This window comes from Legionella bozemanae (assembly GCF_001648595.1).
Lineage (GTDB): Bacteria > Pseudomonadota > Gammaproteobacteria > Legionellales > Legionellaceae > Legionella > Legionella bozemanae.
In genome coordinates, this window is sequence record NZ_LBAW01000038.1 from 1 (window position 1) to 21,419 (window position 21,419).

The following is a 21,419-nucleotide window of genomic DNA, read 5'->3' on the forward strand; positions in this document are numbered from 1 at the left end:
GCACTTCCGCAAACATAAAGCCTAGCAACAGTGTCATTGATAATTTAATGAAAAAACGCATCCTACTTTCTCATCCCATTTTAACTATTGCATGTTTTATCGATTTGTATCTTCTCTGTACGTACACAGCATAATATTTTATTCATAATAACTGATATCACATGGAAAAAGTAGCTAAACTCTTGTTAACACAGATAAGATAACTTTTATTAATTATGGCTATGCGTTATTGATGTGTATTTAAAGACTCTCACAAGATAGATAATCAAACCGATATTGCTGCTTTTAAATCATCTAAGGTTACCATTAGCGTCATCGGATCTATTAAAGAAGGTTCAAAACCTAGTTTTTCATAAAACTCTTTTGCTTTGGTAGAAATGGCTTGAACTAGCATCCCTCTAATACCTATAGTTTCGGCTGCTTGAATAACTCTAAGGCCTGCATCACGTACTAGTGCTCTCCCTATGCCTTTATTCTGATATGCTAAATCTATAGCAAGCCTACCAAGTATAACTACTGGAACAGGATTTGGCATATTACGTCTAAAACGACCAGTGGCGGAACTTCCATCTACCGAGCTCGAGGCTAAAACATAATAGGCTACAACACGTTTATTATTGCAAGCAACATAAGTACGAGAAGCATTTGCTTTTTGGTTTTTAATTGCCTTAGTTTTCAGCCAGATATCAAGACTTTCTTCACCCGAGTTAAATCCCTGTATATTATGGTGTTCATTTATAGGCTCTGGCTGTAATATCATTTTTTATCCCAAGGAGCCTTTGTCTGCATAGTTTTAATCAAACGTTCATTAGGCATTGGCGTTTTATCCAGTCGTTGTAAAAAATCAGCATATGCTTCAGGACTAGCTTTTAAAATCGTTTGCTCCAAAATCGTTTCTTCAGCTTCTCGACGCGCTGCACTTAAGATAAAATCAGACCTGTTTTTACCTCTGATTTTTGCCGCACGATCAATAAGTCCTCGTTCTTCACTATTAATTCGCATATTTATTTTTTCTTGTTTTACATCATTATGTAACGTAGCCATATTTTTCTCCCATTTAAAGTTATTATAACATAATGTACATACATTGTCTTCACCTATGGATTTTTAATATAACTTATATAGTGCATAACGGGTAAATAAAACGGGGGTTTTCTTTACTTTTTTTATGAGGATAAAAAAACACTTTATTTTATAGGAAGAAAGGTAAATAAATATTGTAAAATATTCTAAGTTAATTTATTATTTATATAATTGAGTTATTTAACCATAAGAACTATATGCTAATTGGATATGCACGAGTTTCAACCGATGATCAAAATTTGGATTTACAGCTCGACGCATTAAATAATGTCGGATGCAATAAAATTTTTCATGACCAGGTTACAGGGAGCAAAATGCTACGACCTGGACTGGAAGCAGCATTGGAATTTGCACGTGAAGGAGATGTTTTTGTTGTTTGGCGTTTAGATCGACTAAGTAGATCTCTTAAACATTTAATTGAAATGATCGCCCTACTCGATTCCAGAAAAATTGGTTTACGAAGTCTTCATGAATCAATTGATACATCATCAAGCTCAGGAAAATTAATTTTTCATATATTTGCAGCACTGGCAGAATTTGAACGCAATCTTATCCGCGAAAGAACTTATGCGGGATTGCAGGCCGCAAGAGCACGAGGGCGAAATGGTGGCAGACCTAAAAAGCTATCAACTGATAAGGCTAAACTAGCGATTCAGCTTTATGAAGGAAGGCAGTATAGCATTAAGAAAATTTGTGAGTTAGTAGGTGTTTCAAAGCCTACCCTCTACAAATACATTAAAAGTTAACTGCTGATGATTATATGAGTTACGAATTAAAAAGGAGTATTGAGAGAATTGGGTAAATCTGAAGAAGTAAAATTAGAAAAAGGCATGGATTCTGGTCCTGTAAATGAAAAAATCAAGCGCCAATTATTTGTAAGTTCAATAGGAATTTGCTCAGCACCGAATTGTAACCAACGTCTAACCCACTCCAAGACTCTTCTTGCAGAATGCGCACACATAATACCTCGGAGGATTGGAGGAGGACCTAGAGAAGACTACATCACGTCTCTTGAAGATAGAAGCAAACTAACTAATCTTATATATCTCTGTGAGAAACATCATACAATTATTGATGATCCAGAACATGAGAATACATATACAGCAGACATTTTAAGAAAATGGAAACAAGATCATGAGGATTGGGCTGCGAAAATTAAAAAAAGCTCTCCTTATTTATCTTCAGAATTTAAGCAGCAATTCGAAGACCTAACCGCAAAAATTGCTAAAGAAGCGAACATTGGCGAGGATATAATAAAAAAACTTCTGGACACTTGCGAACAGCTTTTAAATAGTAAACTAATAGATGAAGCACGAGTATTCTTATCTCAAATAGACATCCTTCTTTTAAATTCAGACAACACTACTTTAATTAATAAAGCATATTTTCTTGATATATTATTATCAATAAATTGTGAGCAGATTCTTGAAGCGAAAAAGAATCTGTTGCAATTGATTCAGGAAAGTCCACTCAATATTGAAGCAATGCTTGAATATATAGAAATTTGCGAGAACGCACCGGAACCCGATGATGAATTAGTTAGAATAGAGAAACTAGCCCGTGCGATTGATAATAATCATCCTCATCTTCGTATTATCGATCTCACAAGAAAATTAAAAGATAAAAATCAATTGATAACGGTAGACGAGCATGACAAACCATTTGCTGAGGATAATTGGCTTAATGCTCGATTAATATGCCTACATTCATTGCTTTACAATCTTAATGGGGAATTGGAACAGCGAGATAACTTGATTATTGAATGGCAAAAAGTCTTACCACGTTCACCACGTCCTCATCTTTTTAAAGTACTATACAAAACAGAAGATCAATTCCGCGCCAAAGCACAATCAAAAAAATCATTTATCGAGGCATTAAAGTTTTCTGAAAATGAAAGGAAAACCATCCAAGCTAAAAACCCTTTAAGTTTGCGTGATAAAATCTTCTGGTACTTACAGGAAATAAAATTAAACCTTGGATATATAAATATTACCTGTAATGACCACGAATATAATATAGAAAATTTAAATAATATCATTAAAGATTTGTGCTTATTAATTAACCAATGTTATTTTGATAATTTTATTGATTTTGCGCTAACAGAACTTCTATGGAATATACAAATAATTCCTGATACGTTGAGGTTATTTATACGCAAGGTTTTTGAGTCCAAAGTATTGCCCTCTCAACAACTCCTGGACTCTATCTTTCTACAAGCCCTGCCCTACGAAGAATTAAAGAGTGACTTAGAAGCATTTGTAAAAAAATATGATTACGAATTATTGAATATTTTACAGGCTATAAATAATCAAGATGCACTACAAGCAGCAAAATATATAAATAAAAAAAATCACTTATTTTCCTTAACTCTACTTCAATCAATTATTAAGCATGCAATATCAATTCAATTAATTTCTTTATTAAAATTTGAAGACGAATATCAGCAGGATTTTATTTATGCAAAACTCAAAGTACTGGAATATCACAAGCAAAATTTTGAAGCATTAGATTTAATTTCAAGCCTTGAAATAAATGGAGCTTCTCCACTCGCATTAAGTACGATTGAAAAAATTGCCTACAGAAATGAAAAATGGTATCTATTTATTCCTCCTGCTTTAAAATTACTGCAGCTTGAAATCTCACTGGAATACAAAACATCGCTTCATGGAAAACTTGCAGCAGCCTATTTCCATCAAGGTGATGATACTAATGCTGTAGTACATGCAGAATATGCTTTGTATCATCATGATAAATTAGATGAAGAAAATTCATGTATTATTCTCGCCATATTAGGAAATGCTCTTTTAATGAAAGGTGAGCCAGATAAAGCCTGCCAATACTTTGCAAAGTATCAACATATAAAACGTTCCTTTCCTCTTTTATTAGAAGAAGCGGAGATATACCTAAAATCTAATCTACCCGATAAATATGAAAAAACACTTTCCTTAATTTTAAAAGCATTTAAAGAAGTAGATACCTATAATGATAGAACCTATCAGTCCTCCTATGCGCTATTAATTGAATTAAGTAATGCTAATGTAATTCTTCTTAGAAATGAACAAAATATAGAAGATGAATGTTTTGTAAAATTAGATGGTTTCCAAAATGGATGGTTTTATATTGGGGAAGAAGAAAAAAATTGCCTTGGTGCAATACATATTAAACCAGGGACAGCTAATTATAATGCACTAATCCATAAATCTTTAACCGAAGAAATTGAGTGGCCAGCAGAAAGGTTTTCTAGCCGCAATTCTAAACATAAAATTTTACATATAGCTTTAGCCCCTGCATTTCTGCATCAAAGAGCACATGAAGCAATGGCAACTCTTGCACAATTAGGAAGTGAAAATGTCGTTGCCATCCAAATGATAAATGAGGAAGGAAAACTCGATCTGGAAAATTTAAATAAATTTTATGAAGAACAATATTCCCCCGGCAATAAATTTTTTGAGATGTACATAAAATCTCATTTACCCTTTTCTTTTTTATGTACAATGGCAGGTGGTCTTATCCCTGCCATTAACAAGATAATTACTGAAGAAAAGGGATTTATAAGATGTAATAATGGTACTCAAGCGGATATTGATAACCAAAAAAATACCGCTAGTGAAGCCATTCAAGGACACCCGTGCTTTATAGAGGCTTTATCTACACTCATGTTAATTGAAGCAAATTTGCTTGAAGCAGTTATAAAAAACCTTCCCAATATTGGAGTATCAACATCTGTTATTAGATTCTTAAGAAAAATAGCAGCCAGCATAGAAGCATCTTCCAGTAGCCTAGGAAAAGGTGGGTTTGTTAAAGGTAGTTTTGAATTTCGTCCTAAAGATGAAGAAAAAGAGGAAGCCTTTAGAAATAAACTTCTTCAAGCTGCAAACTTACTTGATAAACTTCCTAATAAGGTTGTTGGAAAAACTCATAAAAAGGATAAGAACACTAAAAATCTTGATCAAGTACTCCCAGACTACTTTGTAGATGCTTTCAGATTTGCACAAGAGAATGGCGCTCATATCCTCACAGACGATACATTGTTTGTGCAAGCTTACAGCATTCTAGAAAAATCATTAACACCAAAACTTTTTTCATCACTCAGCGTGATAAGACTTCTTGCTGAGAACAATAAAATTACCTGGGAAGAATATCTAAAATATTTTTCGTTACTATCCCACTATCGTTACCATTTATTACCATTTAGCGTAAATGATATTATACAAGCAATTCTGCCTACTACACCCGGAGGACTGATAACTCCAACTTCTAAAAATCTAACTTTTTTTAATCTTAAACTTACACTATCACTCGAATATGGTGTGAATGACAAAGTAGTCTTTAATATTTTATTGAGCGTTTTTATTAAACTTCTATTAGATGATTCCGTGACATCTGAATTAGCCGAAGAAATTTTTAAACCACTCATTACAGGAGCTCTCTTGAACCGGGATAAAATATTGGCAAAAGCATTATTTCAAGGATGTCTTCAGCATATACAAAATACAAATTGGTTTGGCTTGAGAATTCATCAGAAATTAGAAATTCTTAAAAATCAATTAATTAGATTTTCATCGGAAACATATCCTATTATCATAGAAAAACCGTCATTAATTTTGCCTAATTTACCAACTTTATAAAGCAATCATTTGCGAACTGAAGACTTATAAAATAAGTATTCTGATAGTATCTTCCTGAAAGCACTAACGCCCGTCGGAATTCTGCGTTACCATTTAACCAATCAGAAAATTTTTAAATGATCCTAAATAGCCATATGATTGAACAATCCTTCGATGAACTATCACGACACCCCGACTTTCAAGTTTTAAAGCGGGTGCCTATGCAACTTAAAGAACGTGCAGCTCAACCTTCATCCAAAGTATTTATGACAAGTATCATTGATTTGGAAACAATGGGGATGGATGCAACCCAAGATGAAATCATTGAAATAGGTATGCTTTCATTTTCATTTTCCAATGAAGACGGAATTCTAGGAATTAAACATACTTATAATGAACTGAATGCCCCAGGCAAACCAATACCCCCTGAAATTACAAAAATTACAGGTATTCGTAACGAAGATGTAATTGGCAAGACAATTAATTGGAACTTTGTTTTGCAAGTGCTAAAAGAAAGCCATTTAATAATATGTCATAATGCTGGATTTGATCGTAACTTTTTAGAATTGCAAACGCCTCAGGATATCCAGAAACAAATTATCACCCTCCCCTTCGGCTGCACCATAAAAGATATCGATTGGAAAGAGCGGGACTATGAAAGCTCAAAGCTTGATTATCTGAATTGGAAATTGGGATATTTTTATGATGGACATAGAGCGATTAACGACTGCTGGGCTACTCTGAATCTACTTCTTCAAGAACAAGGCGCTTTCGATGAGCTAAAAAATAGAGTCCGTAAGAGGCAAACTCTTATTTGCGCTGAAAATGCCCCTTTTGACAAAAAGGATTTGTTAAAAAATCGACTTTATCGTTGGTCTGATGGCACAGGAAAACTTCCAAAAAGTTGGTGGACGATAGTAGATAACGATGTGTTAGCCGATGAAAAAGCTTGGCTTGATGCCGACATTTATAGACAAGAAAACAAAAGCCATACTCTTCCTCAAAGCGAAATTACTGCTCGGAATCGTTATTCCTTTAGATCTGACGTAATTAAGTAATAAATTAGCGGGTCTTATGCTTGGGTTGAAAGTTTGCTATTTGGATTGGATGTGTAAATTTTTCAACCATTTTATTATCAGCTATCTTTCACAAAATAGATCTTCTTTCAATCCTGACCAAATATTTACATCAAATAAAAACTCTTGTAAGGTCACCTTCATTTAGATTTATAAGAATTAGCATGACTCACATCAAAAATTATTTACCTAATAGCGAAGAAGAATTGAACCAAGCTTTTATCCAAACAATGATTGATGCCACTCCTTTTAAGATTGGTGATAGCGTAAAAATTTCAGAACAGAGTACCGATGAAAAATGGGTGATTACTGATTCGGACGGTGAACCAGCCGCTTTATTAGAAAATGATACATTTCATACTATTGCTCTAATTAGAGACATTCACTTCTATTATTGCTAAGAGTACACATGACTAATAGCCATGGTGAATAATAATGAGTGTTTATGTGTTCAATACAGAAGCAATACAAAGTTTGTCCTCTGTAATTTGTTTTCATACAGGTAAAGAGCTGCTACCCCCTCTGATGTTACAAATCACCTTTCGTAATTTTTTTCTAAAGGACTATGATGCCTGGGATAGAAGCGCAGACGGTGAAATTTCAATTGAAAAAATTGTTGATACTTTGACTCAAAACCTTTTGAGCTATGAGAAATTTCCCTTCATTGCTCAACTGGATATCCGTTGTCGCTGCTATGATTATCTAAGAACTAATAACTTATTACGCTATCCTAATGTCATCCCCTTTCAATCTGTTCCTTATCGCATGCCATCTTTTTCAAAAGACTGGCCTAATCAAATGGCAACAATAATTCCCTTTCCCCCATTGATTTGATTCGTAAGACTACAACTCGCTAATAACATCAGTGAAAGTCATTTGGGAAAAATTTTAATGAATACATTGAAGAAACAGGATTGTACTTTCGATGATATTCTTCATGATCACAGTACTCCATTATTGACTGATTAAACTAGATTGGTGTTTTATATGACAAATACTATCTAATTCATTTTGATCTAAGTTTAATTCAAGTTGAATACCCTCATGAATTCTTTCTTGTTTCAATTTAATTCCTATACCTAACAATCTTACCGGGATACGTTTTCTCAAAAAACCTTCGTGTATCAGTTGGCATAAAATATTTAAATCAAGACTGCCATGGACACATTCCACCGTGGTTTGCTGAAAATCATTAAATTTTAATTTAACAAAAAGAGTGTGTATTGAAGACAATGTTCCCGCACGCTTAATTCGCGCCTCAAGACGTACCATTAATTCAGGTAAAGCAGCAAAGCAGGCTTCCACATCCGGTAAGTCCTGCAAATAAGTTTCTTCAACACTAATGGATTTGCGAATGCGCTCAGGATTAACAGGACGCTCATCGACTCCGCGCGCTAAATCATAAAGTCGCTGCCCCATTACACCAAATTCATTGGTTAAATACTCCATGGAATAATGGTGTAAATCACCACATGTTTTAATATTTAACGTTTTTAGTTTTTCCTCCATTTTAGGACCGACCCCAAATAATTTGCGTACCGGTAAATCGAGCATAAATGCCGCAATTTCCTCGGGTCGAATTACCTTCTGTCCATTAGGTTTATGCCAATCACTGGCAATTTTTGCCAAACTCTTGTTCGGGGCAATTCCGGCACTCGCGGTCAATTGTCGTGTCTGATAAATTCGCGCGCGCAATTCTTGTGCCATCCACGTAGCGCTTCCTTTGCAATTAGAAGAATCTGTTACATCAAGATAAGCTTCATCCAAGGATAAAGGTTCAATAAGATCGGTATACTCTTCAAATAAAGCTCTAATGTACTGACTTTCGTTTCGATAAACCTCCATGCGTACAGGGCGCAAGACGAGGTGATGACACAATTTTAAGGCTTGAGCTGTGGACATGGCTGAGCGTACACCAAAGGCTCGTGCAGCATAATTGCACGTGGCAATAACCCCTCTTCGGTCAGCCGCCCCTCCTACGGCGATGGGTTTATTCGCAAGCTCAGGAAAATCACGCATTTCGATTGCAGCATAAAAACAATCCATATCAATATGAATGATTTTTCGTGTTGGAATCCTCTTTAGTTCATTCATGATAGAACCTTTCAATACAAGCGAACTTGAGGAACCTCAGACCATCGCGTGGTGTAAGCAGGTGATTTAAGCTCAGCGCGCATTGCCCAGGGTTTGGAATATCCTTCAGCTGCCAGTCGAATCGTGCTTCTTCCATACTTTTGATTGATTTGATCAAACACACTCATTAGTTGTTCCGTATGATGTAATTGCGCATCACTTGGCTGATGAAACATATCAATCTGTCGTGGGTTTTTAGGAATTAAATCCTCAAGACAAACCCCCGCTTTTTTATAGTAATATCCTGGTTTATAAATACGTTGCAGACATCGTTTGGCAATTTTGGTAATGAGGCGCAAATCATCAGTTGCATTAACAAAACGAAATTCCATGGCCTGAAAGTGTTGTGCCAAATCCTCCCGAAACCGATTAGTATGTACAAAAACATACATGCGCTGAGCTACCAAGTGCTGGTAGCGCATTTTTTCAACGGCGCGGGCACAATGGCTACTCACCGATTCGGCAATAGAGGCGTATCGGGTTTGCATCTGCCCAAAACTTTTTGACGACATGATACTTTGTTTTGCCTCAACTTCTTCTAAACCATTACAGGAGATTCCTTGAAGCTCCATGGCCGTACGCATTAACACGACATTAAAACTCTTCTTCAAAAGATGAGTATTGGTCATTGCCAAATCATAGGCCGTATGAATACCCCGCGATATTAATTTATTTTCCCATTGCCGCCCTACTCCCCACACATCCCCTACTCCAATTTGCTTTAACAATTGCTCACGGTTTGACGTGATATTAAATACTGGAATCTTAAAGACCTTTTTACATAAATGATTCGCCACTTTAGCCAGGGTTTTGGTGGCTCCAATACCTATAGAAGTAGGTATTCCTGTATGTTGTAGAATTATCTTCTGTAATTGTTCACAAAAGGAATCATGGCACTCAATAGGTAAGCTACTTAAATCAAGAAAAGCTTCATCAATCGAGTAGATTTCCACGTGGGGCCAGTTTTCCTCAATAGTACACATCACCCGATGACTCATGTTGCCATAAAGCGTATAATTTGAAGAAAAAGCCTTCACTCCATGCTGTTTGCATAAATTTTTAATTTTAAAATAAGGTTCACCCATCGTAATGCCTAAGGCTTTGGCCTCATTCGAGCGCGCAATGCAACAACCATCGTTATTGGATAACACCACTATGGGGATATCCTTTAAATCAGGACGAAACAAACGTTCGCAACTGGCGTAAAAATTATTGCAATCGACAAGGGCAAACATATTAGACAAGCTCATGAAGGACTAAAGTGACCACACCCCAAATCACCATCTCACACTCTTGGGTAATATCAATGGGTTTAAATTTGGGATTGGCAGGAAGTAATTGCACCTGACTGCCCTTTTTTGAAAGGCGTTTCACCGTGAGTTCGCCATTCACAGCTGCAATTACAATACGTCCATCAGAGGGCTCTATGCTTCTGTCGACTAACAGCCAATCACCTGAAAAAATACCAGCCTCCACCATCGAATCTCCTGTGGCTTGCAAAACAAACGTGGAGGAAGGATGTTTAATGAATTTGGTATTTAAATCGAGATATCCTTCAATGTAATCGTCCGCAGGAGATGGGAATCCTGCTTGCACTTTACTTGCAAATATTGGTAATTGGTTCGCTGCGCGATTCTTTAATTGTTCTAATTCGGCAAGCGTGGCTACCGGAAGACGAACTGCTTTGGTCGGCTCACCTCTAGGACGCCCTGCCCCTGCCCTTTTTCCGCCTCGTGGTGACATGATGACTCTTTTTTTTGATTTACGTACAAATATCATAGACAAGGAAAAATAAGCTGTAAATCCCACATCAAGGCAACATGAGCTGAAATCACCATTAAGTCTTCGAGAATATTAAGAATTTTTTTTTAAAACTTTTTATTTAGCTAAGGGCTCCATCGCCCAGGGATGGTCAAAATCAGCCTTATTCACTAAAGTAGAAACCCGATATCCTTCCAAATCATCATAAGGATAAGGTTTCATTAATGCCAATAGTTGTGCTTTATCACATTGCGTGTTATCAAGCCAAATGGCTTGAGCCTCTTCATCTAAAATAACAGGCATCCGATGATGCACTGGCAGCATTAATGGGTTGGCATCGGTGGTAATCAAACAACAGGAATGTATTACTTCTTCTTCATTCTGCCAGGTATCCCAAAGAGCGGCTACAGCCAATAAGTCACGATTTCTTTTTTGAAAAAAATAAGGTTGTTTGATACTGCCCTCCTGGTGCCATTCATAAAAACCACTCATAGGCATTAAACACCGTTTGGATTTCATCGCCTGCCGAAATGCCGGTTTTTCAAAAAGGGTTTCGGCACGTGCATTAATGAGACTTCCTATCTTTTTTCGCTCTGTAGTCCAAGAAGGAATTAGTCCCCAGCGCAATAATACACTTTGAATTTCATGAGCATCGGTTTCTACAAGACACACCACCTCAGCTCCTGGAGCAATATTAAAGCGTGGAGTAATTTCAATCGAATTGGATAAATGAAATTGGTATTTCAACTTGTCATAAGAAGCGACATAAGCAAATCGACCACACATGATTTCGTCCATTTAAGAAGTTTTATCAGTATAGTCCTTAATTCTGATTCATGAGAAAAGTCTCATAAACTACTCGTGAAAAATGTATCACGTACTTTGGTTCAGTGGATATTTGAAACAAGAACACCTTTTTCAAAATAATCTAGTAAATAGAGGAAAAAATTTTTGATTATTTTTTATACAACCAATCTTCTCATCACAGGAAGATATCAATGCCACAACAAGAAAAACCACCAAAGTGATTTTTCTTATCGAGAAGTCATCCTAAGCGATGTATTTTCTTGCCAATTGATAATGTAAGGATTTTCATATCCTTCAATTGCAGCAACGTGCAATGCCCATTGTTTTTCCCAGGAACTTGGAGGAAATGTTTTATTCCAGCCCATAAACAATTGTCTTTGCGAGGAACTTAAGGATAATCCGTAATGTTCGGCCATAAATAAATAAGCGCGTGCCACAACTCCTTTGGCAGAATCAGGTGGTTCGGCGCGTCGCAATTTTTTATCAATTTTCATCGTACACCCCAGATAATCGGGTTGTTCAGGCAACACGCTAAACCGATAGTTCGAACGGGCTTGATTCACCACCCCTACTTCCGGCCACAAGTTATAAAGTTCCGCTTCCACATGGCGAAATTGTTCATCGATTTTTTCACAACATCGTCGCCCTTTATAGGGTTTTCCATGTTTGTCCTCACACAGGAGTTCACGCCAACATGCAAATTGCTGCCCAAAATGTTCAGCAGCCATAATATGCTCCCACTCAATTCGATGTGCACGTTTGATGGAATCTGCGGCTTGCATGCCACAACTGGATAAATTGACTTCTTTATCTTCATAACTGCATTGGCAATATATGGTTTGTGGGTGTTTCTGAAATAATTGTGCTGCAATTTTCTTAGATTGTGAAAAGGAGCCTGGAGATTGAGCATAACTTAGAGAGATACAGCATAGTAACAATAAGTGTCGAAGCATAAAATTCCATGAAAAAACAAATAGGTGTCATTATAAAATGGTTCCTTGTTTTTTCTATATAAAAAGTATTTCGGATGAGGACATCGAATAATAAGCTTCGAATGCATTTATATTCTAAAGTAGCTTTCTTTCCTATTAGAAATATCAGTATCTTAAAATAGGTTAAGCATGATTCAGGCTAGCATACACCACAATACCACCTATTTTTTTTGTATTGAGATCCCTCAATAATTGCTTGAATCCTGAATACAGAATATCCCAAGCGCGTTGACCAAATTGCTGCGCAACCTGCTCGCGCTTTTGTTCAAACGAGTGTAATAAAAGCGTATACCAACGAATAAAGTACTCAGTTAGATCAACACTTTCATTAAATCTCCATCCAGTGGCAGAGAGCTGCTTTTTTAACTCGGGTAAATAAATTGGATTAAAATGAGAGGCTGTTTTTGACCATGGAAAGGGGCTTTGAATTGGTGTCACATCGGGTCTTGAGTAATCAAATAAAACGAGCCTCCCATGGGAATCTGAAAGCTGTGATAATTTTTTTAACGCAATTTCTTGAGATGTAAAACAAAAAAAGGCACTGAAACTATAGATACATTGAAATGATTTATGAGGAACCGTAGTGCTCTTCAATATATCATCGCATATAAATTGAACATCAGGATAGCTCGTCTTTGCGCGATCAATAAGATCACTATCGATATCAACGCCTGTAACTGTACCCCATCCTTTTTTTTGTACATAATGAGCAGTTCCACCTAATCCACATCCGACATCCAGTACGCGTGCTTCACTGTTTTTAGCAATAGGTGACAAGGAAAGCTCGATTGCCTCAATTTCTCCAGGATGTGCAAAATCGCCCTCTCTTAGCATTGCTAATATCTGTTTCGTATATTCCATTTTGCAACCTCACTGTTATCCCACAGAGTTATCAACAGAAAATGTGAATAACTCTTGTATTTGATCTTAAATTATCCAATTTACTATTTTTTAGTATGCTCATGCACAAAGTTTTGTATTAGTCAAAAGATGTTGCTGCTCACTTTCTTGCTCAATAAGCGTTTGTTGATGCCATAGATATTCCAATTCAAGTCTTAAGCTCTGAATCTGTTCTCGAATCTTGAATATAACTTCTTCATTAGATTGTTGATAAATACTTTGAGTCAATTTATCAATTAAGCAGCTTTTTTCATACATTTGAGATTCAATTTGAATCAACCGATCTTCTTTTTCATCATAGTTCATACTATAGATTAGATTGATTTCATCATCTTTTTCCTGTTGCCATTGTTGTTCAAGTAATTCATGTTTGTCTTTAAAAGACTGTCCCAAATAGAAATGTTTATAAAAACCTTTAGGAGTTCGCCATTGATTGGTACGTATCATTTTAGAGAGAATATTATTTCGATGTTTAAAGCACTCTACTTGAGGTAAGTAAAAATCTCTGTTCAATAGTGCAAATAGATATTCAGCAACCATCTGTTTCGGAGATGAAAATTGTTTGTGATGTTTATAGGTTAAATTAAAAAAAGTACCTAGGATAAGTTTTTTTATTTCATTGGGTATTTCTTCTTTGATGTCACCATAAAGTAATTTTTGTATCGATTCGATTTGTTGATTGAGTCGTTGAACGGTTTCATTATCCACAGAGCAGGTTAATTTTTTAAAAATAATATTATTTTTAAAAGATGATACATAAAGATCACTTATATATAATCCCCTCATTTTGAGGGGATCGAACCCCTCACTTTTATCTAACTTAGTACATTCCGTTTTAAAATTATTCTGGTTTTCCTTGTTATCCTGATAAGAATCATTTTGGTTATTGTGAATATCTGTTGTGTCTGACGACGGTATGTTGGGCACTTGTTCAGAAGGTTTGATCAGTACAAGTAGTTTTTCGGTAATATGAATGTAAGCTCCTTTCTTTACTTCAAATTCACCTTGCTCTTTGGTTCGACTATAGAGTGCCTGTCGCCGTTCAATAAACCCTTCATCATGTAATTCTTTGATGTATCGTTCTAGGGTACTTTTAGGAATTCCCGTGTCTTCAACGATTTGAGAATAGGGTTTCATAAACCATTTTTTTTCAGAGTTTTTTAATTTGTATGTGCTGGTTTGCCAACCGAGAAGTATGTAGTCTACCAGTTGCGCTTTTCGGACAGATGGAATTACTTTAATGAGATTTTTAAATCTCACGTGAAAAATTGAACAAAGGTTCCCCATAGATAATATCCTTATCTTATTGTTTTTTTTAGGGAACGAAGCTAAAATGGTTCTTGGTTAAGTAAGAGTGGCGTTATGTTACTCTTCGCTATTTGACTTCGTTCTAAGCTAAATATCTTTAAGTTATGAAGAGTTGGCGCTCTTCATAACTGATGTTCAAAGTTCTATAATGTCGTATAAATAAATAATCTTCATGATTTTCTCCTCTCTTTTTAACCGAAGTTATCTTTTCTTAATTCTCTAGTCAATATCCTTTTTATACGGTAACCATATGATTTAATAAGTTAATTTCATTTGATTGGTTCACAAATGGTTCACAAATAATTACTTGAAATGGTTCACAAACGGTACACTTGGGTGTGACATTCTTGTAATCGTGTAGATTATTTTTATATTTAAATACGGTTCACAAATGGTTCACATTAATCTTGTTGGTGCATCATTAACGGTTCACAAATGGTTCACCAATGGTACACAAACGGTTCACTAATATTTGAGCTAAAAGATTAATTGGTTCACAAACGGTTCACTTAAATTTTGAACTGACTAATGTAATTGTTAATTATGGTTCACAAATGGTTCACAAATGAATAAATGTGTATATTTTAACGGTTCATAAACGGTACACGAACGGTTCACAAACGGTTCACTGAGGGTTTTTGTTAATTTTCTGCTAATGGTTCACAAATGGTTCAATTATTTGAAATTAGACACGATTCATAATTAAGTTAAGTTATCGGGTTTTAATGGTTCACAATTAGTTCACAAAGATATTTAATGAATGGTTCACAATTAGTTCACAAAAAATGTAAAAATAAAATATCAAAAAAAATTAGATTTTTTTATATTTAATCATTGACCTGAAATAAGCAGTATGTAATTGTATGTATAATAATTAAATATAAATAAAAACATACAAGGCATGAATAATGGAACAATTAACCTGGACTAATTCAGATATTCGTAAATTATTCAAAATGGATAATAGGTTTAAATCTATTCAAACATTATACAATGCTGAAGATAGAGGTGAAATACCAATTGCTGAAAGGGAGCCGAGAGGGAAGGTTTCAACTAGACTTTGGAAACTAGAACAACTTCCAGAAATAGGAAAACGTTTTGGATTTTTAAAAACTCCACTAGAGCAAAAAATATTATGTACATATATGCAAAAAGGCGGGGTATATAAAACAACAACAAGTTACAATCGCGCTCGAACTTTAGCATTGAATGGCATGAAAGTATTATTAATAGGGTTAGATCCAGAATGTTCTGTAACTGATATCATAATTCCTCAACAAGAACTTAATAGACTTGATGATTTTGAACAAGGGATAGGTTTGTTTCATTATTTTGTTGAGGGAGCCCCTTTAAAAGATATTATTCGTCCAACATCTCTTCCAACCCTTGACTTCATTCCAGAAACTCATGATCTAGTAAAATTAAATAAATGGATGACGCACGAAAAACGTCGTGAGTATATTTTTCAAGATAAGCTAATACATTCTTTATCTGATTATGATGTAGTAATTTTCGATAATAGTCCCACATGGAATCATTTAGTAGAAAACTCTATATTGGTTTCATCAGCCGTAATTATGCCATTGGGCTGTAGCTTACTTGCATATAACGCATCCGCTACCAACATGCAAAATATATGGGATTTTCAAGAGGTAATGAAATTAACAAATCAAAAGTTGATAATGTTTAGTACGGCATTGGAGAGAAGCTCGTTGAGTCAACAGATAAACGCAACTTATCTAACACGATATGTGGATTATATGATAACAACTCCCATAAGAAAGTCTGTGAAATGGGAAGAGGCCTTAATGTCAAAGCAAACCATATTAGAGTACGCGCTGGGATCGCCTCAAGCTGAAGAGTATTACCATCTTATAACTGAAGAATGGGCTCGAATAAATGGAAGTAGAGAAAAATTTGTTGATCTAATATTAACTAATGAGCTTGAGGTTGTTTAATGGCAATCAAAAAGGGAGCTTTTGAGTTATATACTCAAGAAAGAAAACTACCGGATAAGAAACCAGGTAATTCTGGAAAGAAAAGTCATTTTTTTGATGATGTAAATGCAGAAATCGGTTCACAATCGGTTCACGATCGGTTCACAACAGATAAGAAAGATCAAATAAATATACATGAGGATAAACTTAACTCTCAGCCTGCAAGAAAAGAAGATCCAATATCCGACACATTTAGCCACGAAATCGATTTAACTATAGATAATAATGGATTAAATGAGCCTTCTATAAAAAAATCTAAAAATGGAAACAATAGTTCACAAACGGTTCACAAACGGTTCACACTTGATGAAGTAGAAACTAAATCAATTATAAATGTAGAAAATAGCTTCCATAATAATGCTCAGCAAATAGGTGGTGAGAAAAAGTTAACACCTAGCTTTTCAAAAATTATTGGTAATCAGCGTGAAATTGTTATAGCTCTTTATAAGAATATGAGAATTAATAAATCAGACACAACTGAAGAGCTTACATTAGAAGTGATTTCAAATTTAACAGGAGTTAACCTAAAATCATTAAAAAATACGCTTTTTAGATTAACTAGCTCTGGAGTCATTATTCGAGCAGATCAAAAAGTTGGGCGAGGTGGCTGGGTAAAATATCAAATTAGCGAATCTATAATTAGTGAAATACAACAAATTGATTTCCTAACATTTTCAAAGATCAAGAAATAGTGATATTGGAAATAATTCATTATCATGAATGTGATTTTAAAAAGTTAAAGTTTTGCAAATAACGTTGACCGATTATCTAAATCAGAACTTTTCATTAATTTAGGGTTTGGCTTAGCGGCTATAACTTGTAAGCACCAAAAACTAACAGGTATGAAATCCTCATGCAAACAATTTGCTTCCTTTAGATATTCAGTCACAAAGTCATTCAAAAATTCAGATTTTCTATTTTCAGGAATTTGTTTTATCTGAGATCCAGCAGCAATAAAAAAGTCTTTAAGCTGTTCTTTTGATTTAAAAGAGTAAGTCATTTCTTCTTCTGATAAATCAACTATTTCTAATCCTGTTTTAACAATCATTTCTTTGTAATCATATGGATCGAAAAAAGAACGAGGACTTATAAAATCAATAAAATAATCTTTCCATTTAACGCTTGAGCAAATTTTATCTAGCACCAGATGATATAACGATTTTTTATGCGATAAAAGAAGAGCTATTTGAGCACCATATGCTGCTGACTTGGCTATCCCCAATAGAGCATTTTGTTGATCTTTAATCCAATGTAAGCAATTAAAAGAAATAACAACATCGAATTGTTCTCTAAAAATGTTTTTACTACCATCCATGACTAAAAAACGTAGGTTATATTGGTCTATATATTTTTTAGAAGCAAACTCAATCATTTGTTCGGAGATGTCGGTGCCAAATACACAACCTTCACGAACAATTTGAGCAATTTCATTTGTAATAACTCCGTCACCACATCCAATATCTAATACTCTGGATTTACTATCAAATGAAATTTTACTTAGCAATTTCATAGCAAAATTGTATTGTAGTGCATTATTTTTACTATATTTATTAGGATTTCGAAATATGTGACCAATCATAGAAAATCAATTTTTTAAACCATACAATATTTTACAAAATATTGTGAGATATAGAAACAGAGATTAGGTACTTATGATACAATCTAAGCTGGAGTTCATTAGTACAAGGGATTAGAATAATAAGATGTCAGTGTTAAATATAATTTCATCTATTGTAAAGGAAATAAAGTCTCCAGCTTTTAAAATAGAATCATATGATGAAGATTCAGAAACAGGATTAATTTTCTTTTGGGTTAAAATAGAGAGCAAGAGTGTACATCCTGTAAAAAAAGATCCTATTGAATTACTCAGGGAAGCTAGGTCTAAAAATTGTTTTTCAGAAAAGGACTATGATTGGATTATTGATGTAATGCTTGAAAACCAAAAAAGACTTATAGAAAATAAATTTAAAAAAAATTACTCTATCATAAAGCATCAGTTCTCTGAACAACTTGAAGAGCCTCTAGTTGTTTACAAAGATTTAAATAATAAAATTTATATAAAACCTGCGAAAGAAATTTATTCAAGCATAGAGAAACTAAGGAAATTTAACTCAGAAGATAGTGCTTGTATAGGTAATATTGTTGGTGGTCATGAAGCTGAGCAAGAATATAGACTGCGCAATAAAAGCAAAAATAGTAACGTGATTAAGTTCGATACCTCGCTCTTATCTGGTTAATAGGAATAATATTCCTATCTGGAATAGTAACTTCTTTTTGGATATGTTTTTTTACTAAACTTACTAGATAGGCATTAGGAATACAAATTATAAATGAGTATGCCATTTTTAGGATGTAATCTGAAATAATAATATTTGTTGTATCTATTAGACTTGCTGTGCTAAGCATATGAAAAGTAATTAGATTAGTAGATATTGTGAAAAGTAACTCTCCTACAGCCGTGGCTCCTAGACTTCTCCTAAAAAAGCCTGTTCCAAACCACTTTATTCCCCATTTATCCAGTACATAAGTATTTGCAAAAAAACCAATTGCTAAAGAAATAGAGTCAGCAATAGCAATATGAATAAAACCCGTCGTTAAAATAGGATATAAATCCTGATTTTGCCAATGAGAAGGTGATGGCAAAACTGCTAAAGCATGGGTAATGAAGCTAAACATAAACTCACAAATGATTATCGCGACAATCATTAAATATGAGATTTTTGCCCCAAGCAGTTCGGTTATTGAGTCATTAATCGGGAAAAGCAAAGGAAAAACAAATACGGAAGAACATAAAATTCTACCATATATATCAACTGTCTTATATCCCATAACAAATGAACAAAAGAAGATTGTAGCATACAGCATACCTATTAGAACTAAGTATGTACCTCTATCAATATTAATAAAATAAGATGCTATTTTATTGAAAAACAGATTTTTCAAAACATTCCACTTGTCTTTTTCATTTTTTAAAATCATAAATTACATCATCATAATTTCTATTTGAACTAGGGGTGCCAAAATCAAATAGATTAGTTCTATAGTGAACTATAACTCCAATAAAAAAATAATTTTTTAAATTAATTTTCTTTAATTCGACAGGGAAATTTGAATTTAATACTTTTAAATAAAAATCATCTCCATCAGAAATAATTTGCCTAATTATCGGCTTTTCATTTTTGCTTTTTATAAGTAATACAAAATCTTTATTAGTAATTTTACGTTCTGGATCAACGATAACAATGGAATTTACCAAAATGAAAGGCTCCATCATGTTATCTTGAGATAAAGTTGCAAAGCATTTGCTACTCAAAGGGAAATCAATAGGAACACTATCAATTTCAAGGTTTCTATCTTGGGAAGAATCTAAAAAGCAAAATATATCCATAGGTTTAATAAATGGAATTTGTTTGCATCCAATGGGATCTTCTCCGATTAATTGACTTACCGTGACTTGGAAAAAAGAAGATAACTTTTTTAGAACATCTATAGTAGGGTTTCCACCTTTATCTTTCAACAATCTATAGATAGTACTAGACGGCACACCTGTAAGTCGCTCTAACTCCAGAGCGTTAAGGTTATATTTTTTTAATAATTCAGATAATACATCACCAATTGACATAATTCGCCATATATAGTAAATTTCCCATATATGGTGAATTCGCTATATATGGAAAAAGTTAATTAACCGAAAGTTTAAACAATTTTGTTATAAGAATAAACCTCAAAGATTGTAAATAATGGTTTTGATTTGAGTAGCAACTGATGGTTTATCAATAAAAATCGTTTGAAAAATAATAAGATTTTTACAGGAGTAAAAATTGGAATCGAAAAGCAATAATAAAAAATATCCAAAAGTTTATATTTCTTTCCAGCTTTCAGAGGAGGCTAATAAGCTTTTATCCGAATCTTGTATGAGATCTGGAAGAAAAAAGATTCCAGAAGCGGCATTACGACTTGAAGATCACCTCATACGATATCGCTCTATCTCCGAATTAAATCAAACCATTCCAAACCAACTAGAAGCAATGGACGCAGATCATGGCAGTACTTCGAATTCATAAAAAACAACAAAACTTTGTAATTCTCGATAAGACGTGTCTGAATGATGACTCCTTATCATGGGGGGCTAAAGGACTACATGCCTATCTGATGTCATTACCTGATGATTGGAAGGTGCGGGTTTCTGATTTAAGAGAAAGGGCTACAAATGGAAGGGATGCGGTTCGAGGATTCCTTGGCGAATTAGAACAAGCCGGCTATATTCAAAAATCTGCTTGCCGAGATGATGCAAGTGGTCGTTTTGGTGGGATTGAGTACTTTGTTTTAGAAATTCCAGAGTGCCAAAATCACGATAGAATCCCAGAGCCTGAAAAGCCGTCTTCGGTAAAAAATGAGCAAACAACACCGAGCCCTGAAAACCCGTCTCCGGTAAGCCCGGCGACTGGAAATCCGACGCCGGAAAATCCGACACTAATAAATATTAATAGAATAAGTAATAAGAAACTAAATAATAAAACAGCAGCAGCAAGCAATAGTGCTCCGGGTAAAGCAACGACTATTCACGCTCAACCACAAGCTGCTGCTGTTCTTTTTTCTCAATCATCAAATCATGAAGAGAAACCATTTGCTAAAGTCGTTAAGGAACAACCTCCAGTTGATCGCTTATCGCAAGAGGATGCATTGATTGGCACTGAACTTACTCAAGCCCAGAAACACCGTGTAACCAGCCTGGTTAAAAGCCTCAACTCTCCG

At 34.7% G+C, this 21,419-nt stretch carries 22 protein-coding genes; 10 read left to right on the forward strand and 12 right to left on the reverse strand.

Annotated features, from left to right (window positions below; translation table 11 throughout):
- Nucleotides 1–265 precede the first annotated feature (265 nt).
- A complete protein-coding gene (locus A8O27_RS17200; RefSeq protein WP_012187548.1) occupies nt 266–760 on the reverse strand; it encodes a GNAT family N-acetyltransferase in 495 nt (164 codons plus the stop codon).
- Nucleotides 757–1,044, reverse strand: a complete 288-nt coding sequence (locus tag A8O27_RS17205) for a type II toxin-antitoxin system TacA family antitoxin (RefSeq protein ID WP_012187549.1) — start codon at nt 1,042–1,044, stop codon at nt 757–759. The genes A8O27_RS17200 and A8O27_RS17205 overlap by 4 nt, the downstream gene beginning before the upstream one ends.
- Nucleotides 1,045–1,280: 236 nt before the next feature.
- Between A8O27_RS17205 and A8O27_RS17210 the strand changes: the two genes are divergently transcribed.
- The 5 genes from A8O27_RS17210 (at nt 1,281) to A8O27_RS17230 (ending at nt 7,600) form a co-directional block, all read left to right on the forward strand.
- Complete coding sequence (locus tag A8O27_RS17210) at nt 1,281–1,829, forward strand: recombinase family protein (protein ID WP_012187550.1); 549 nt, start codon at nt 1,281–1,283, stop codon at nt 1,827–1,829.
- Nucleotides 1,830–1,877: 48 nt separating this feature from the next.
- Complete coding sequence (locus A8O27_RS17215; protein WP_058461037.1) at nt 1,878–5,711, forward strand: tetratricopeptide repeat protein; 3,834 nt, start codon at nt 1,878–1,880, stop codon at nt 5,709–5,711.
- A gap of 116 nt (nt 5,712–5,827) precedes the next feature.
- Nucleotides 5,828–6,748, forward strand: coding sequence for a 3'-5' exonuclease (locus A8O27_RS17220; RefSeq protein WP_012187552.1), 921 nt, complete (start codon nt 5,828–5,830; stop codon nt 6,746–6,748).
- Nucleotides 6,749–6,930: 182 nt separating this feature from the next.
- Nucleotides 6,931–7,167, forward strand: coding sequence for a hypothetical protein (locus tag A8O27_RS17225; RefSeq protein ID WP_064115140.1), 237 nt, complete (start codon nt 6,931–6,933; stop codon nt 7,165–7,167).
- A gap of 34 nt (nt 7,168–7,201) precedes the next feature.
- Nucleotides 7,202–7,600, forward strand: coding sequence for a hypothetical protein (locus A8O27_RS17230; RefSeq protein ID WP_012187553.1), 399 nt, complete (start codon nt 7,202–7,204; stop codon nt 7,598–7,600).
- A gap of 120 nt (nt 7,601–7,720) precedes the next feature.
- Here A8O27_RS17230 and dinB read toward each other — a convergent pair whose 3' ends face one another.
- The 7 genes from dinB to A8O27_RS17265 all read right to left on the reverse strand — a co-directional run bounded on the left by dinB (nt 7,721) and on the right by A8O27_RS17265 (nt 14,496).
- The gene (gene dinB, locus A8O27_RS17235; protein WP_012187554.1) at nt 7,721–8,860 is read right to left on the reverse strand and encodes a DNA polymerase IV; all 1,140 of its coding nucleotides are present in this window, start codon (nt 8,858–8,860) and stop codon (nt 7,721–7,723) included.
- Between the two features lie 11 nt (nt 8,861–8,871).
- Entirely contained in the window at nt 8,872–10,149 is a 1,278-nt protein-coding gene (locus tag A8O27_RS17240) for a Y-family DNA polymerase (protein WP_012187555.1), read from the reverse strand.
- A complete protein-coding gene (locus A8O27_RS17245; protein ID WP_012187556.1) occupies nt 10,136–10,642 on the reverse strand; it encodes a LexA family protein in 507 nt (168 codons plus the stop codon). The genes A8O27_RS17240 and A8O27_RS17245 overlap by 14 nt, the downstream gene beginning before the upstream one ends.
- Before the next feature lie 135 nt (nt 10,643–10,777).
- Entirely contained in the window at nt 10,778–11,446 is a 669-nt protein-coding gene (locus A8O27_RS17250; RefSeq protein WP_012187557.1) for an SOS response-associated peptidase, read from the reverse strand.
- Nucleotides 11,447–11,694: 248 nt separating this feature from the next.
- Entirely contained in the window at nt 11,695–12,420 is a 726-nt protein-coding gene (locus tag A8O27_RS17255; RefSeq protein WP_012187558.1) for an endonuclease, read from the reverse strand.
- 162 nt (nt 12,421–12,582) lie between these two features.
- Nucleotides 12,583–13,320, reverse strand: coding sequence for a methyltransferase domain-containing protein (locus A8O27_RS17260; RefSeq protein WP_012187559.1), 738 nt, complete (start codon nt 13,318–13,320; stop codon nt 12,583–12,585).
- Nucleotides 13,321–13,419: 99 nt separating this feature from the next.
- Nucleotides 13,420–14,496: a helix-turn-helix transcriptional regulator gene (locus A8O27_RS17265; protein ID WP_244944215.1), complete on the reverse strand. Its 1,077-nt coding sequence runs from the start codon at nt 14,494–14,496 to the stop codon at nt 13,420–13,422.
- 1,079 nt (nt 14,497–15,575) lie between these two features.
- Here A8O27_RS17265 and A8O27_RS17270 point away from each other — a divergent pair.
- On the forward strand, nt 15,576–16,625 hold the full coding sequence (locus A8O27_RS17270) for a ParA family protein (RefSeq protein ID WP_012187504.1): 1,050 nt from the start codon (nt 15,576–15,578) through the stop codon (nt 16,623–16,625).
- Nucleotides 16,625–17,356: a hypothetical protein gene (locus A8O27_RS17275; protein WP_012187505.1), complete on the forward strand. Its 732-nt coding sequence runs from the start codon at nt 16,625–16,627 to the stop codon at nt 17,354–17,356. The genes A8O27_RS17270 and A8O27_RS17275 overlap by 1 nt, the downstream gene beginning before the upstream one ends.
- Nucleotides 17,357–17,400: 44 nt before the next feature.
- On the opposite strand, the gene A8O27_RS17280 is transcribed toward A8O27_RS17275, so the two are convergent.
- Nucleotides 17,401–18,243 carry a class I SAM-dependent methyltransferase gene (locus tag A8O27_RS17280; protein ID WP_012187506.1) on the reverse strand — a complete coding sequence of 281 codons (843 nt, stop codon included), beginning with the start codon at nt 18,241–18,243 and terminating at the stop codon, nt 17,401–17,403.
- A gap of 124 nt (nt 18,244–18,367) precedes the next feature.
- Between A8O27_RS17280 and A8O27_RS17285 the strand changes: the two genes are divergently transcribed.
- Nucleotides 18,368–18,901 (forward strand): hypothetical protein, encoded by a 534-nt coding sequence (locus A8O27_RS17285; protein ID WP_058460589.1) that lies wholly within the window; start codon nt 18,368–18,370, stop codon nt 18,899–18,901.
- Here the strand turns inward: A8O27_RS17285 and A8O27_RS17290 are convergent.
- On the reverse strand, nt 18,870–19,643 hold the full coding sequence (locus A8O27_RS17290; RefSeq protein ID WP_058460590.1) for a VUT family protein: 774 nt from the start codon (nt 19,641–19,643) through the stop codon (nt 18,870–18,872). The two genes, A8O27_RS17285 and A8O27_RS17290, sit on opposite strands and share 32 nt — an antisense overlap.
- On the reverse strand, nt 19,627–20,286 hold the full coding sequence (locus A8O27_RS17295; protein WP_012187509.1) for an XRE family transcriptional regulator: 660 nt from the start codon (nt 20,284–20,286) through the stop codon (nt 19,627–19,629). Before A8O27_RS17295 ends, A8O27_RS17290 begins: the two co-directional genes overlap by 17 nt.
- Before the next feature lie 199 nt (nt 20,287–20,485).
- Between A8O27_RS17295 and A8O27_RS17300 the strand changes: the two genes are divergently transcribed.
- Both A8O27_RS17300 and A8O27_RS17305 read left to right on the forward strand, forming a co-directional pair.
- The gene (locus tag A8O27_RS17300) at nt 20,486–20,728 is read left to right on the forward strand and encodes a TraY domain-containing protein (RefSeq protein WP_012187510.1); all 243 of its coding nucleotides are present in this window, start codon (nt 20,486–20,488) and stop codon (nt 20,726–20,728) included.
- On the forward strand, nt 20,706–21,419 hold a 714-nt coding region (locus A8O27_RS17305; RefSeq protein WP_064115141.1), incomplete at its 3' end, for a hypothetical protein. The genes A8O27_RS17300 and A8O27_RS17305, both read left to right, overlap by 23 nt.